The sequence below is a fragment of the Pantoea sp. JKS000250 genome (assembly GCF_003201065.1).
GTDB lineage: Bacteria > Pseudomonadota > Gammaproteobacteria > Enterobacterales > Enterobacteriaceae > Pantoea > Pantoea vagans.
In genome coordinates, this window is sequence record NZ_QICZ01000001.1 from 813221 (window position 1) to 828681 (window position 15461).

A 15461-nucleotide genomic window follows, 5' to 3' on the forward strand; every position below is an offset into this window, starting at 1 on the left:
AAAACAGAATGACGCAACCGGCTATCTCGCATATCTCGTTTCTGACACCGGGGAATTATCCTGATGACGCTCCGCTTCAGGGTCTTGAACAGACGTTACTGCTGTTCGAACGCGGTGAACAGCTGGGTTTTAATGGTGCCTGGGTACGCCAGCGACATCTGGAACATGGCGTATCGTCAGCCAGCACCTTTCTCGCCGCCGCCACGCAACGTACCCGCCAGATAGAACTGGGCAGCGCCGTAATTCAGATGGGTTATGAGAGTCCATTTCGTCTGGCCGAAGACCTGGCGACAGTAGATATTCTCGCCAGGGGACGGTTGAATGTCGGCCTGAGCGCAGGCGCACCCAATCATCTTGAGTTAATCGGTCATTCTGTCTGGGGTGATGCCTGGCAGCAGCAGGATTTTTCTTACCAGCGCGTCCTGACTCTGCGCGATAACCTGAGTGGCCGCTTCTTCGGTGATGACAATACGGTCATTCTCTCACCCGGCAATACGCAACGCCCGCGTGTTCAGCCCTTTGCAGCCGGTCTGGTCGACAGATTTTGGTACGGCGGAGGATCACTTCGCTCGGCGCGCTGGGCAGGCAGCCACGGGTTTAATCTGCTCGCGGGCAATCTCACCTCCGGTGAAGAAACGGATGATTTTTACCAGGCACAGCGGACACAAATCCAGCTGTATCGTGAAAATCTCACGGCTGCCGGTCGGCGTGCGGCGCGCATCGCCCTGGGACGCGTCATCATTCCCACCGACAGTGCGGATGCCACCACCCGCAGACATTATCAGCAGTTTGCCGCCAGCCGCTACCCACGCACTCTGGCACCCCAGGGCTCCCGACGCACCCTGTTCTCTCAGGATATCGTGGGCAGTGCGGAGCAGATTCTCGAACGGCTGTTTCACGATCCCGTCTTACGTCTGGTGAATGAGCTGAGAATTGAGCTGCCTTATGAATTGCATTATGCGGAGTACAGCCAGATTATCAGCGATTTTGCGACGCTGATTGCGCCGGAGTTGGGCTGGACAGCACTGCCGCATGTCTCACACGTTGGGCCCGAATGAAATCCACAATGACAGTCAGCGGCAAATGTCCTTACCGCGGCATTCCGTTTTAACGCGTTAAAAATAGCGCAGACGTCCGGATTCGTAACCGATCTTTTTAATGTGCCGTAACGTTGATCTGAGTCGCATTCTTATAATAAAGACAATTATTCCCAAGCTTATCCATAAATAACATAAGGACATTTCGTTATTTGTTATAGCGTTTGATTGTTAGACACCGGATCAGGGGAAGAATAATTTTCATTTTTTGTAAATGAACATTGTCATTATATTTTTGAGGGATCTCTTTTGGTCAGTTTAATAAACAAACAAAGCATGCAGTTCAGACTTAAAATAGCACTCTTCAGCAGCCTTGCAGCCTTCAGCTCTATGACGTTTGCCGACGATGCCCTTAAAGAAGGTATCACCCCGGCCACCGATTCCAGCCAGATTCCGGCAGCGGCGAAATTGCGCAAAGATACGGTGGTGGCGGGCATTTCTGAACCTCAGGGAATTTTTAACCCTTACTTTTTTGTCAACGGCTGGGATGAAAATGTCACCAACGTCATTTTTTCACGCCTGATTGACTGGGACAGCCACGGCAATCTGGTGCCGGGTCTGGCGGAAAGCTGGACGGTAAGCCCGGATTACAAAGTCTATACCATTAAGCTGCGCCCCAATCTGACGTTCAGCGACGGCTCCCCACTCACCGCTAAAGACGTCGCCTTTACCCTTACCGTCCTGTACGACCCGAAATATGATGGCGACACCGACATCACGCTCGCGAATATTGCCGGGGGTGCGGAATATAAAGCAGGTAAAGCCGACAGCGTCAGTGGCCTGAAAGTGATCGATCCACTCACGCTCCAGATCACCACCACACAACCTGGCGCAACCACACTGGCAAAAATTGGCGGGCCGGTGCTATCGGAAGCTTATTACGGCAAAGGCTATAAGCGTGGCAATCTTGACTATCTGCGCACCCTGCATGGCAAACCGCTGGGCAATGGCCCCTATGTCTATGACAAATACATCCCGGGGCAGGAAATTCGTTTTCATGCCAATAGCCACTTTTATCGTGGCACACCGCCAACGCCTCGTTTTATTTATCGCGTCACTAACCCCTCAACCAATTTCCAGTTGTTCCAGACCGGTGAAACGGATTACGACGCCTTCACTTCACGACCGGATGATATTGAGCAGCTGAAACTGCTCGGCTTTGCCAATATCAATCTCTACGGGTCCAGTGATTACAGCAAAGTCGAGTTCAACGTTCGCCGCCCGGCGTTGCAGGACGCGAAGGTACGTCAGGCGCTGATTTACGGGCTGGATCGTCAGAAGCTAATCGATGTGGTGTACCAGGGGTATGGCAGGGTTGCTGTCGAACCTATCGCGCCTATCTCCTGGGCGTATAACCCGGATGGCGTGAATCCCTACAAATACGATCCGGCACAGGCGAAAAAATTGCTTGATGAGGCGGGCTGGAAACCCGGAGCCGATGGTATTCGCGTAAAGGACGGCAAACGTCTTGAACTGACCTTACTGGCAAGCAAAAAAGTGCTGAACGACGCGCTTATCCCGATCGCCAAAGAGGACTGGCAGAAAATTGGTGTGCTGCTGAAACCCCAGGTGGTGGACTTCAATGCGCTGATGGCGCAGCGCAAAGCGGGCAATTACGACCTGGCGTCCTTTAGTACCAGCACGTTAAACGATCCGCATGACGGGGTATGGGATTACTACAGCACCGAGGCCAGGGAGTCCGGTTATAACAATCCTCAGGTGGATAAGCTGATTAACGAAGGCAATGCCGTGCTGGATGTGGCACAGCGCAAACCGATTTACCACCAGCTGTATAAAGTGCTGGCAGATGACCCACCGGTGATCCTGCTCGGTTATCGCCAGATCCTCTCCGCCAGCAGCGGCCGCGTGACCGGCTTTAAACCGGATATCTATAACGGCCTGACCGGCAGTCTGCCGGACGTCAAAATCGTTAAGTAACCTTGCCCACTGTTCAGCCGTCGGGACTTCCTGACGGCTGATATGAGAAGACCATGAGAAATTTTATCCTGCGGCGGCTGCTGAACACCCTGCCCATGCTGCTGTTTGCCTCTTTTATCATTTTTATGTTGTTTGCAAAGACACCCGGTGACTTTATCGACGGCAACGTGACGCTGACCGCCGCGCGCGCAGCTGAACTGAAGGCGATTTACGGCCTTGATCAGCCGCTGCTCACCCGCTATCTGCACTGGCTCGGCCAGCTGTTGCGGGGTGATTTGGGTTTCTCACTGCAATACCAGATTCCTGTCACTCAGTTGCTTAACCAGTACGTCTGGAATTCCTTCCTGCTCGCCAGTGTCGCGCTGGTATTTTACTGGGGAATTGGCCTTGCCGCCGGTATCGCGTCGGCAATCAAACCCAACTCGTGGTTCGATCATCTGGTCAGCGTGCTGGTGTTTGCCGCAATGTCTTTTCCAACCTTTTTTCTCTGCCTGCTGTTAATCAAATGGTTCGCGGTAGATCTGCACTGGTTGCCGGTCGGCGGCATGACCAACACCGGCAGTGATGACAGCGGCTGGGCCTATATTGTCCAAGTGGCGGCCCACCTGATGCTGCCGGTGCTGGCACTGGTGATGTTGCAGGCGGGCAGCCTGACGCGCTATTTTCGCGCCAGCATGCTCGACGTCATCAAAATGGATTTCATCCGCACTGCTCGGGCAAAAGGTTTACGCGAACGCACGGTGATCATGAAACATGCGTTACGCAATGCGCTGCTGCCGATCATTACCCTGCTCGGCTTTGAGCTACCGGGCCTGTTCTCGGGTGCCCTCATCACCGAAAAAGTCTTCAACTGGCCGGGTGCAGGACATATCCACATCGATTCGCTCGCTGCCCGTGACTATCCGGTGCTGATGGGTTTCACGCTGTTTCTGGCGGTATTAACTATCCTCGGCAATCTGCTGGCCGACGTGCTTTACGCGTGGGCTGACCCGCGTATTCGGGTGAGTTCATGATGATCAGTTCACTTTTTTCCACGCAACGCCGCCTGCGCAAAGCGGTAATCCCTGCGCTGGCCCAGGCCACGCCCTCACCGTGGCGCCAGGCATGGCAGGCATTACGGCGCAATCCGCTGGCGATGCTGTGCCTGGTTTTACTGATTGTCATGGCGATCTGGTGCGTGCTGGGGCCGATCTGGTCGCCGTGGCAGGATGACGCCACGGATGCCCTGATGATCAACAAACCGCCAGGGGCGCAGCACTGGCTGGGAACCGATTTCCTGGGGCGGGATGTCTACACCCGTTTGCTCCTTGCCGGGCGCATTTCGCTGACCATTGGCCTGCTGACGATGTTGCTGTCGGTGGCGCTGGGTTATCTGCTCGGTGCCGTGTCGGGCTACGCGGGTGGCCTGACCGACAAGCTGATTATGCGTCTGGCCGATCTGGTCATGACCATTCCCAGCCTGCCGCTGCTGATTGTCGCTGGCGCCATGCTGTCGGAACTCGATTTCTCAGCGGATGCGCGCATCTATATGGTGGTCATCATGCTGAGCCTGCTGGAGTGGCCTAAACTGGCGCGGCTGGTGCGCGGGCAAATCCTTTCGCTGCGCGAGCGTGATTTTATGCTGGCAACGCAGGTACTGGGCCTGTCATCACGTCGCCGCCTGTTTGGTCATCTGCTGCCCAATACCATCCCGATTCTGGTGGTGATGGCGACGATGGCAGTGGCGAACGCCATTCTGAGCGAGTCGGCGCTGAGCTATCTCGGTCTTGGCGTCGTCCCGCCGACACCCTCCTGGGGCAACATGATGGATGCCGCCAATAGCCTGATCGACTTCCAGCGTCGCCCGTGGCTGTGGATGCCACCGGGCATCGCCATCTTTATCACCGTGGTTGCCATTAACGTACTGGGCGACGGCTTGCGTGATGCGCTCGATCCCCGCATGAAACGGAGCCAGAAATGAGCCAGCCACTGATCACCTTTGAACAGTTATCCGTCTCCTTTGCCGCCGAACAGGGGCGTGTGCAGGCCGTGCAGGAGGTCTCCTTTACTATTCATGCCGGACAGACCCTGGGTATTGTCGGCGAATCCGGCTGTGGCAAAAGCGTTACCGCCATGTCGTTGATGGGACTGTTGCCGCCGCAGGCCGCGCGTATTGACGGCGGCGCCATCCGCTTCCAGGGGCAGGATCTGCTGACACTCAATCCCGCCAGGATGGCCGACCTGCGAGGCAACCAGCTGGCGATGATTTTTCAGGAACCGATGAGCGCCCTGAATCCGGTTCTGACCATTGGCGAGCAGCTATGTGAGCCATTGATTCGCCATCGGGGAGAATCACCTAAAGCTGCCTGGCAGCAGGCGATCGCGCTGATTAGCCAGGTCGGACTGGCGCGCGCGGAGAGTCTGATGATCAGCTACCCGCACCAGCTTTCCGGCGGCATGCTGCAACGCATCATGATTGCGATGGCACTCAGCTGCCAGCCGAAACTGCTGATTGCCGACGAGCCAACCACGGCGCTGGACGTCACCGTTCAGGCCCAGATTCTGCGTCTGCTGCGCGATCAGGCCCGTGCCAGCCAGATGGCGCTGATGCTGATCACCCACGATCTGGGCGTCATTGCCCGGATGGCGGAGCAGGTAGTCGTGATGTATGCCGGGCGGGTTGTTGAATACGGCCCCACCGCAGAGGTACTGCGTAATCCGCTGCATCCCTATACCCAGGGCCTCATCGCGTCCCGACCGGTTCCCGGCGAGCGGCGACGTCGGCTCTACTCCATCCCCGGTCAGGTGCCGGATCTTGCCGCGCTGCCCGCATTCTGCGCTTTTTTTGACCGCTGCGAACGCGCCAGCGAAATCTGCCGGTCAGGCATACCGCCGCTGGTGGGTACAACGCGGCAGGCCGCCTGTTTTCACCGTGAAAAAGTGGAATGTTTCGCATGAGTTCTGAATACATCATTGAAGTGGACGGGCTGAAGAAGCACTTCCCGATACGCGATGGCCTGTTTGGTCAGGAAACCAGTCAGCTTCGTGCCGTTGACGGTGTCAGCTTTCGCATCCGCCCGGGCACCATCTTCGGTCTGGTGGGCGAATCCGGCAGCGGCAAAACCACCGTAGGCCGCACAGTGCTGGGGTTATATGATAAAACCGCTGGCACGATTAAGTATCGGGGACAGGACCTGTCGACGCTAACGGCGCGGGAAATGCAGGCGCTGCGCCCCAGAATCCAGTTGGTGTTTCAGGATCCCTACAGCTCTCTGAATCCACGTATGCGTATCGGCGATGCCATTGGTGAGGCGCTACTGGCGCATAAACTCTGCACCCGAGCGGAGTTGTACGACAGGGTAATCGCGGTAATGAAGATTTGCGGGCTGGCTCCGCAACATTACCCGCGTTTCCCGCACGAATTCTCGGGGGGACAACGCCAGCGCATTGGCATTGCCCGGGCACTGATTCTCAATCCGGACTTTATTGTCGCCGATGAGCCCATTTCCGCGCTGGATGTCTCCATTCAGGCGCAGATCATCAACCTGTTTTCCGATCTGCGCGATGACCTCGGCGTCACCTTCCTGTTTATTTCGCATGACCTCGGCGTGGTGGAACATCTTTGCGATGACGTGGCGGTGATGTATCTCGGGCAACTGGTGGAGACCGCCAGCCGCGACGCCCTGTTCAGTCAGCCGCTGCATCCTTACACGCAGGCGCTACTGGCCGTCGTACCGACGCTCGACCCACAACATGAACCCACCGAGGTGATCAAGGGGGAGATTCCGGATCCGTCACACCCGCCATCCGGCTGCCGCTTCTCGTCACGCTGCCCGCAGGCGGAAACGCAGTGCCGCGAGGCAGTACCGGAATTACGTGAAGCGTCGCCCGGGCACCATGTGGCGTGTCATTTGATCCAGCAAAACAGAGAGGGAGTTACACCAGACAGTGCAACCAGATTGGTGAAACCCGCAACTATTGGTGGTCATCAGGGCGGTCCTGACAGAAATATCATTCAGGCTTAGCGTGATGAGTAGTCAGTTACTGGCAAAGACGTGCCCGGTCAGATGAGCCAGATTCGTAAACCCGCTCAGGGAAACCGGAGCGGGTTTTTTGTTGGGTATTATTTCACTTCTCTTATTCCGTCCGGGCAGCGCTCAGGACTCTCTGGCCGGCACCACCCTGTTTTTCTGGCGAATGCCAATAAGGTATAAAGCACATCCCAGCAGGGCAAAAAAAATCAGTAAATAGAAGATGGATGATGGCGGGATAAGATGGCTGTTAAGCAGGTAGCCGAAGAGAATAGCGTTGGCTCCACCGCCTGACATCGCAATATTCTGCACACCGAAGTAGGCCCCTTTCATATCATCACGGGCAATAGAATCGATAAAAAGAAACTCCGACGGAACAAGAATGACCTCGCCTAACGAGAAGAATATGGTGGCGATAATCCAGAACAGGGTCAGTTCAGAGACATGAAAGAAATATAATCCCATCACCAGTAATCCGGTTCCGGCCATCACGCTGAACACCATATTTTTCTGTGTAATCCTTTTGCCAATAACATACTGCAACAGAATGACCGTTGCTGCGTTGATACTGACAATCAACGTAATCAACCTCAGTGCTTCTGACTCGCTGACCACATATCCCAGATACTGCGATAAATACGTCGCAAAACGGGCATAGACCAGCGCGCTGAACAGCCCCCCAAGGGTAAAAAGCTGCAACCGATAATCGGTGATTAATACGCTGAACGTCTGCTTCAGGCTGGTTTTCGGCCCGTTAACGGGAGAGTTTACCTGCAGATGAGCATCGTAACGACGGTAGTACAGGCTAAGTATGCAGAGTGAAATAAAACTTAATCCTGCAGACAGCCACATCGGCGCATGAACGGCATAGTGACTGGCGAGAATACCGAGAATCGGCGCACTACAAAAAGCGATATTAATCAGGGTATAGGTAACCGAAAAGGCGGCCCCTCGTTGGTCAGCAGGCAACAAGCCTGACAGAAGCGATTTTACTGCGAGGTGCATGGTGGTGAAAGCGACCTCAATCATGATAAGTAAAACCAAAACCTGAATGAAGTGTTGGACGTGTGTTAATAAGCCATAGACAACAACCGAGAGGAGAATCGCCAGAAAAAGGGACCGCTGAGGAGTGAAGCGATCAATTAACACGCCACACCAGACACCCGCCACCGTTGCTATCACCAGGCTGCCTCCCAGCGCATAGCCTGTCATCAGCGGATTAAACGCCAGCGTCTGTGAAAGGTAGATGGGAAAGAACGTGAAAGTGAGTGCTCTGCTGAAATGTAATATGAAATCGAGCGTAAAAAGGGGCCATAAAAAAGAGAATCTGATCATCATAGCCAGTCCGTCAGTCAGAATAATAAAATGACTTTATCTGGCGACAGAGCGCATCCGAAATGCCAATTAAGCAATAACATTTATGTTTTAAGCGTCATCGCTGAAGAGGTAATTGAGCTTTAATACCCGACAGGAACAGATTTTCTGAACATGCCTTTACACCCTTGAGGCTTTCAGACACGCAAAAAAACCCGCTGACATCAGCGGGTTTCTGGTTTTTTAAAACGTCAACAGCAATCAGATATCGAACCGGTCCAGATTCATCACTTTGGTCCAGGCGGCGACAAAGTCTTTGACGAATTTTTCGCGGGCGTCGCTGCTGGCATAGACTTCCGCCGAGGCGCGTAACACCGCATTGGAACCAAACACCAGGTCGGCGCGTGTGGCGGTGAAACGGGTTTCACCACTCACGCGATCGCGTCCGATGAATTTCTCATTGCTGCCATCAGTCGCTTTCCACTCGGTACGCATATCCAGCAGATTCACGAAGAAGTCTGTGTTCAGCGATCCCACATGGTGGGTGAAGATACCGTGCTGGCTGCCATCGAAATTAGCGCCCAGGGCACGCATCCCGCCCACCAGCACCGTTAACTCCGGCACGGTCAGGGTCAGCTGCTGCGCTTTATCGATCAGCAGGCTTTCGGTAGTGGTTTTGCCGAAGCCGGTGCCGTAGTTACGGAAACCATCCGCACGCGGTTTAAGCAGATCGAACGACTCAATGTCGGTCTGATCCTGACGCGCATCGACACGGCCCGGGGTAAAGGGTACGTCGATCGAGACGCCAGCCGCTTTCGCCGCCTGCTCAACACCGACAACACCCGCCAGCACGATCACATCCGCCAGTGAAGCCTTGTGGGCTTCGCGCTGAATGGCTTCCAGCGCTGGCAGGACGCGTGCTGCGACGGCATTGATGTCCCACTCACGCTGCGGCAGCAGTGCCAGTCGGGCACCGTTGGCACCACCACGCTTGTCGCCACCACGGAACGTTGATGCCGAAGCCCAGGCAACAGAGACCAGTTCGCTGACGCTGAGGCCGGATGCGGCAATCTTCTCTTTCAGCTGGGCGATGTCTGCCACGGTTGGGTGATAAACCGGTGCAGGCAGCGGATCCTGCCAGATCAGATCTTCCTGTGGCACTTCAGGTCCTATGTAGCGCGCTTTCGGTCCCATATCACGGTGCGTCAGCTTAAACCACGCACGCGCAAACGCTTCGTTGAACGCCTGCGGATCGTTGTGGAAACGACGCGAAATTTTTTCAAACTCCGGGTCAAAACGCAGCGTCAGGTCGGTGACCAGCATGGTCGGCTTGTGTTTCTTAGTGGAATCAAACGCATCCGGGATGATATCCGGCGCATCAGCTGCCACGAACTGAATCGCACCCGCCGGGCTGCGCGTCTGGACCCACTCATATTTGAACAGGTTCTCGAAGAAGTAGTTGCTCCACTGGGTCGGTGTCTGCGACCAGATTACTTCCAGGCCAGAGGTAATCGCATCTGCGCCGACGCCCGTGCCGTGACTGTTAACCCAGCCCAGGCCCTGCGCTTCAATCGGTGCAGTTTCAGGATCGACACCCACGTGGCTGGCCGGTGCGGCACCGTGGGTTTTACCCAGCGTATGGCCACCCGCGATCAGTGCCACGATCTCTTCGTCGTTCATGCCCATGTTGCCAAAGGTGGCGCGAATCGCCGGGGCCGCAGAGGCAGGATCGCCGCTGTGTTCCGGGCCTTCCGGGTTGACGTAGATCAGCCCCATTTCAGTGGCACCCAGTGGCGACTGTGCCAGAGATTCCGGGTGACGGTGTTCCAGCCAGGCGGCTTCTTCGCCCCAGTTCACATCCATATCCGGTTCCCAGACATCTTCACGTCCGGCACCAAAGCCGAAAGTACGGAAGCCGGAGTTTTCCAGCGCAACGTTACCCGCCAAAATATAGAGGTCAGCCCAGGAGATCTTCTGACCGTATTTCTGTTTAATCGGCCACAGCAGGCGGCGCGCTTTATCGAGACTGACGTTGTCCGGCCAGGAGTTTAACGGGGCGAAGCGTTGCTGACCACGGCCTGAACCACCGCGTCCGTCTACGGAGCGATAGGTTCCGGCGCTGTGCCAGGCCATGCGGATGAACAAGCCAATATAGCTGCCCCAGTCAGCGGGCCACCAGGCCTGTGACTCGGTGAGCAACCCTTTAATGTCAGCTTTCAGCGCAGAGTAATCTAATTTGGAAAATTCTTTACGGTAGTCGAAGGATTCATCAAGCGGGTTCGAACGGGATGAGTGCTGGTTCAGCAGGTCAACGCGGAGCTGGTTAGGCCACCAGTCACGGTTGGTTGTTCCGCCACCCGGCGCCTGATTGGGCTGCGCTGGCTTGCCCGCATGAAAGGGGCATTTGCTTTCAGGCGCTTCGCGATCGGCTTCGACGATAGGCTTTGCATCTTTTGCATCTTCATCAATGGAATTGCTCATGGTCACACCTCTTTTTGTATTTTCATCGCTACTCTATAGAGGATTTTCAGGAACTCACACCTGTCTCATCCTATAAGATTGATAGCTTATCCCTTTGAATAAGGTTTGTTTCAACAGCTTCCAGCAATGGCGCGACGGATGTTACTACCCGGAATCATCAACGAAGCGGCATCGATGCTTATCAGACTATTCCGGCACAACCGGTTACACAACCGTCTTATTCATGGCTGGCTGAGCAGCGGCCAGACCTGATATGGCCGCGTTCGCTGGCTAAACCGGTGTAGTTGCAGGGATGGATGGAACAGATGCGAAGCAGAAACGGCAGAAATACGAGAAGAGAAAATGATTAAAAAGCGTTAACGATCGCAGAGATGAATGGCAGGTAACACCGCTTTATGAAGAAACAACAGAGCGCCCGGCTTGCGCGGGCGCTCGACTTCAGACTTAACGCCAGCCGAGTTCCGGGGCGACGTACTTCAGAATCGCCTCAATCACATGGGCGTTGTAGGCGACACCAAGCTGATTAGGCACGGTCAGCAGCAGCGTGTCCGCTTCGGCAATCGCCTCATCCTGTGCCAGCTGCTTAATCAGTACTTCTGGCTCTGCGGCATAGCTGCGGCCAAAGATGGCGCGGGTTTTCTCATCCAGGAAACCAACGGAATCCTGATCGTTACCGCTGCGGCCAAAGTAGGCGCGGTCCATATCATTTACCAGCGCAAAGATGCTGCGACTGACGGAAACGCGTGGCGCATGCTGATGCCCCGCCGCTTTCCAGGCCTCGCGGTAGGCACGGATCTGTTTCGCCTGCTGAATGTGGAACGGCTCGCCGGTCTCATCATCTTTCAGGGTTGAGCTTTGCAGGTTCATGCCCATTTTCGCCGCCCATTCTGCGGTGGCGTTGGAGCCGGATCCCCACCAGATACGGTCACGCAGCCCTTCCGAAAGCGGCTCAGGGCGCAGCAGACCTGGCGGATTCGGAAACATCGGCTGTGGATTCGGCTTAGCAAAGCCTTCGCCGCGCAGCACCTCCAGAAACTCTTCGGTATGGCGACGGCCCATATCCGCATCGCTTTCACCCGCTTTCGGTTCAAAGCCAAAGTAGCGCCAGCCATCGATCACCTGCTCAGGGGAACCGCGGCTCAGACCCAGCTGCAGACGACCGTTGGAAATGAGGTCTGCCGCGCTGGCGTCTTCCACCATGTAGAGCGGGTTTTCGTAGCGCATGTCGATGACACCGGTGCCGATCTCAATCGTTTTGGTGCGTGCTGCCACGGCAGCCAGCAGCGGAAACGGCGAGCTGAGCTGGCGGGCAAAATGGTGGACACGGAAATAAGCGCCATCTGCGCCCAGCTCTTCGGCGGCGACCGCTAAGTCGATCGATTGCAGTAACACATCCTGCGCGGTGCGGGTGGCGGACTGCGACGAAGGCGTCCAGTGACCAAAGGATAAGAAGCCGATATTTTTCATCTGTATTTCTCCTGACAGGCGATAAACGCCTGTGGGCATGAGTCGATTTTTGATAGGGAAAGGTTACGCCCTCCGCGCCGCCACTGATAGTCAATATCTTTAAGCGCCATATTCAGGAATTTCGACATAGCTAAGCAGATTATCCACTTTGTCTTTGTCCGCGCTTTCTTTCACTCTCCAGACTCCCGCTTCTGCTGTCAGGTGAACGATGCACAACGGTTATCTCTCTTTACAGCAGCGCGCCTGGCTGAAACAGCGCGCGCGCAGCTGGCTCTGGCGCAGCGAACTGCCGACCTGGCTGCTGATGGGCATGATTTACGGTGGCTGGTTCTCGGTAATGCTGAACTGGCAGACGCTGGGACAAATGCCCGCTACCCTGCTGCTGATCGTTTTCACCACCTGGTATATGTCGCTGCAGCATGAGCTGATCCACGGTCATCCCACACGCTGGCCGCGGGTGAATCAGCTGTTCGGCACCCTGCCGCTGGCGGTCTGGTATCCCTATTGGCTCTATCGTGACTCTCATCTTGCCCATCATCGCAATCACACCCTGACCGAGCCGGACGAAGACCCGGAAACCTACTATTTTTCCGCTGCCCGCTGGGCGCAGTTGCCGCGCTGGCAGCAGCGGCTGATTCATCTGCGCAACACGTTTCCGGGACGGTTGCTGCTTGGCCCGCTACTGGATATCGCGTCGACCGTTGGCGGGATGTGGCAGGCGTTGCGACGTGGTGATCGCTATGCGACGGGCATGTGGCTGCTGCATGGCGCGCTGCTGGCTCTGCTGTTTTACTGGATGGCGGAGCTCGGGTTTTCGCCGCTGTGGTATCTGCTGGCGGTAAGTTATCCGGCGCTGGCGCTGACCAAGATACGATCCTTTTACGAGCATCGTGCAGCGGACGACCCGCTGGCACGTTCGGTGAATAATGAAACGGCCTGGCCCTGGCGCATACTGTTCCTGAATCTGAACTACCATTCAGTGCATCACGATCTGCCTGGCGTTCCCTGGTATGGCCTGCGCCCGCTCTATCTGCGCGACCGCGAGCATTACTATCAGCGCAACCACGGTTTTCGGGTGGCGGGCTATCGGGTCTGGCTGCGTCAGTTCTGGGCCAGACCGGTTAGCGTCAATGCCCATCCGGGCCGCTCAGGGGAGAAAACCCATGAATAATCTACTCGCTTTGCCCATGTATGCCCTCCATCCGCCTGCCACGCGGGCATTGATGCAGGCTGTGGTTACGCTGCTGGCGCAGCATGACACCGACGCGCAGCCGGTCTGGCCTGATGATCTGCTGGCTCACTGGCGGGATGAGCGGTTGCTGCTGAGCCAGACCTGCGGCTATCCGCTGGTCAGCCAGTTACCGGCGGTTCAGCTGGTCGGCACCTTTCACTATCAGGCTTTGGGCTGCAGCGGGCGCGATTATCGCAGCTGGCTGGTGGCGCGGGATAAACAGGCGACGCTTGCCGATTTCAACGGTCAGCGGGCCGTGGCTAACAGCCCGGACTCACAATCCGGCTATAACGCGCTGCGGTTTGTGGCGGCGCGTCAGGGCGTGACCTTTTCACAGCTGCTGCTGAGCGGCGGACACCGTCAGTCGCTGGCAGCGCTGCGCGATTCGCAGGCAGATATCGCCGCTATCGACTGTGTGAGCTGGGCGCTGCTGGCGCGCTATGCGCCGGATGAACTGCGCGGCCTGCATATCATCGATGAGACACCCGCCGCACCCGGATTGCCGCTGATTACGGCCGCCTCAACGTCAGCGGCCCGGCTGGCGACATTACGCACGGCGCTACATCAGCTGGTAAGCGATCCCGCCTGGCGCGGCGTCTGCAACGACAATCTCATCAGTGGATTCAGCTCTGTGCAGCGAGACGATTATCAGGACGTGCTGGCGTGGGAACAGCAGGCCGCCGCGCTGGGCGTCACCCGGCTTTAACGCCGCACGCTGATTCGCCCTTCTGACCGGGAAAATCTGATTTTTCTGCATCCTCGCCTCACTGCTCACGCTTTCCCTGCCTGTTTTTTCACGCACCCCGATACGCTGCGCCGGAGGCTAACGCTGGTAAGCGCGCTCACGGCGTTCTAAGGTAAAGGTTTTCAGCAAAGGAAGAGTGGAATGCGGATTCTGATGGCAGGCGCCGGCGCGACCGGTGGATACTTTGGTGCACGACTGGCTCAGGCGGGTCAGGACGTGACTTTTCTGGTGCGTGAACGCCGTTATCAGCAGCTGCAAAACAATGGGCTGGTGTTGCAGACGCCGCAGGGCACCGAAAAGTTACAGCCGCAGCTGACGCAGGCCAGCACCCTGACAGGTCACTTTGATCTGATTATTGTGACGGTAAAAAGCTTTGCCCTTGATCAGGTGATGGAGGACATTGCGCCGGCCGTCGGCCCGGACACGCTGATCATGCCAATTCTCAACGGAATGCGGCATATCGCAACGCTGCAACAGCGTTTCGGCGAAGATAAGCTGATTGGTGGCCTGTGCAAAATCAACGCCACGCTGGGTGATCAGGGCGAAGTCATCCAGATGACGCCACTGCACCAGCTCTTATACGGCGCGCTGGACGGCAACAATGATGAACGGCTGCAGCGGGTTGATGCTGCGCTGCGCGACTGTCAGGTTGATACCCTGTTCAGCGATAACATTATGGATGAGCTGTGGGAAAAGTGGCTGCTGCTCAGCACCCTCGGCGCAGTCTGCTGCCTGGCACGCGGCGATACCCGGCAGATCCTCACCGCGCGCGGCGGCGAAGCGCTGCTTCAGGGGATCTTTACGGAGATCCTGTCTGTCATAACTGCCGAAGGCTATCAGCCGCGCCCGGCGGTGACGGCCCGCATTTTTGAACTGTTAAACAATCCCGCGACCCCGATGACCTCCTCAATGTACCGCGATCTCACCCAAGGTTATGATATTGAAGCCGATCAGATCATCGGCGACCTGCTGCTGCGGGCGAAACGAAACGGGCTTGCCACGCCGCTGCTGAATGCGGTGGATGTAAACCTGCAGGTCTATCTGCAGCAGCGTTAACAACCGGCAGCGTTCGCGGGTCGGCTGCCGCCACGTTTCCCGCTGGCGTGGCGGTAAACGTGTGGCTGGCAGCAGCAGTACAGCATGAAAATTTGTTACACTCGTCGCTTCATCTATTGGAG

At 56.3% G+C, this 15461-nt stretch carries 12 protein-coding genes; 9 read left to right on the plus strand and 3 right to left on the minus strand.

Annotated features, from left to right (window positions below; translation table 11 throughout):
* Window positions 1–8: 8 nt before the first annotated feature.
* The 6 genes from BY447_RS04090 to BY447_RS04115 all read left to right on the plus strand — a co-directional run bounded on the left by BY447_RS04090 (window position 9) and on the right by BY447_RS04115 (window position 7039).
* The gene (locus BY447_RS04090; protein ID WP_110330589.1) at window positions 9–1058 is read left to right on the plus strand and encodes an LLM class flavin-dependent oxidoreductase; all 1050 of its coding nucleotides are present in this window, start codon (window positions 9–11) and stop codon (window positions 1056–1058) included.
* A 315-nt stretch (window positions 1059–1373) separates the two neighbouring features.
* Entirely contained in the window at window positions 1374–3035 is a 1662-nt protein-coding gene (locus tag BY447_RS04095) for an ABC transporter substrate-binding protein (protein ID WP_110330590.1), read from the plus strand.
* 53 nt (window positions 3036–3088) lie between these two features.
* Window positions 3089–4048 carry an ABC transporter permease gene (locus BY447_RS04100; protein ID WP_033783607.1) on the plus strand — a complete coding sequence of 320 codons (960 nt, stop codon included), beginning with the start codon at window positions 3089–3091 and terminating at the stop codon, window positions 4046–4048.
* Complete coding sequence (opp4C, locus tag BY447_RS04105) at window positions 4048–4995, plus strand: oligopeptide ABC transporter permease (RefSeq protein ID WP_033784641.1); 948 nt, start codon at window positions 4048–4050, stop codon at window positions 4993–4995. The genes BY447_RS04100 and opp4C overlap by 1 nt, the downstream gene beginning before the upstream one ends.
* Complete coding sequence (locus tag BY447_RS04110) at window positions 4992–5972, plus strand: ABC transporter ATP-binding protein (protein WP_110330592.1); 981 nt, start codon at window positions 4992–4994, stop codon at window positions 5970–5972. The genes opp4C and BY447_RS04110 overlap by 4 nt, the downstream gene beginning before the upstream one ends.
* A complete protein-coding gene (locus tag BY447_RS04115) occupies window positions 5969–7039 on the plus strand; it encodes an ABC transporter ATP-binding protein (RefSeq protein WP_110330593.1) in 1071 nt (356 codons plus the stop codon). Before BY447_RS04110 ends, BY447_RS04115 begins: the two co-directional genes overlap by 4 nt.
* A gap of 132 nt (window positions 7040–7171) precedes the next feature.
* Here the strand turns inward: BY447_RS04115 and BY447_RS04120 are convergent, their stop codons facing one another.
* The 3 genes from BY447_RS04120 to BY447_RS04130 form a co-directional block, all read right to left on the minus strand.
* Complete coding sequence (locus tag BY447_RS04120) at window positions 7172–8383, minus strand: MFS transporter (RefSeq protein WP_110330594.1); 1212 nt, start codon at window positions 8381–8383, stop codon at window positions 7172–7174.
* Between the two features lie 237 nt (window positions 8384–8620).
* On the minus strand, window positions 8621–10840 hold the full coding sequence (gene katG, locus BY447_RS04125) for a catalase/peroxidase HPI (protein WP_323859481.1): 2220 nt from the start codon (window positions 10838–10840) through the stop codon (window positions 8621–8623).
* A gap of 444 nt (window positions 10841–11284) precedes the next feature.
* Entirely contained in the window at window positions 11285–12307 is a 1023-nt protein-coding gene (locus BY447_RS04130; RefSeq protein ID WP_013358412.1) for an LLM class flavin-dependent oxidoreductase, read from the minus strand.
* 208 nt (window positions 12308–12515) lie between these two features.
* On the opposite strand from BY447_RS04130, the gene BY447_RS04135 reads away from it, so the two are divergent.
* The 3 genes from BY447_RS04135 to BY447_RS04145 all read left to right on the plus strand — a co-directional run bounded on the left by BY447_RS04135 (window position 12516) and on the right by BY447_RS04145 (window position 15339).
* On the plus strand, window positions 12516–13478 hold the full coding sequence (locus tag BY447_RS04135; protein ID WP_110330595.1) for a fatty acid desaturase: 963 nt from the start codon (window positions 12516–12518) through the stop codon (window positions 13476–13478).
* Window positions 13471–14244: a phosphate/phosphite/phosphonate ABC transporter substrate-binding protein gene (locus BY447_RS04140; protein WP_110330596.1), complete on the plus strand. Its 774-nt coding sequence runs from the start codon at window positions 13471–13473 to the stop codon at window positions 14242–14244. Before BY447_RS04135 ends, BY447_RS04140 begins: the two co-directional genes overlap by 8 nt.
* 180 nt (window positions 14245–14424) lie before the next feature.
* Window positions 14425–15339 carry a ketopantoate reductase family protein gene (locus tag BY447_RS04145; RefSeq protein WP_110330597.1) on the plus strand — a complete coding sequence of 305 codons (915 nt, stop codon included), beginning with the start codon at window positions 14425–14427 and terminating at the stop codon, window positions 15337–15339.
* The last annotated feature ends 122 nt before the right edge of the window (window positions 15340–15461 follow it).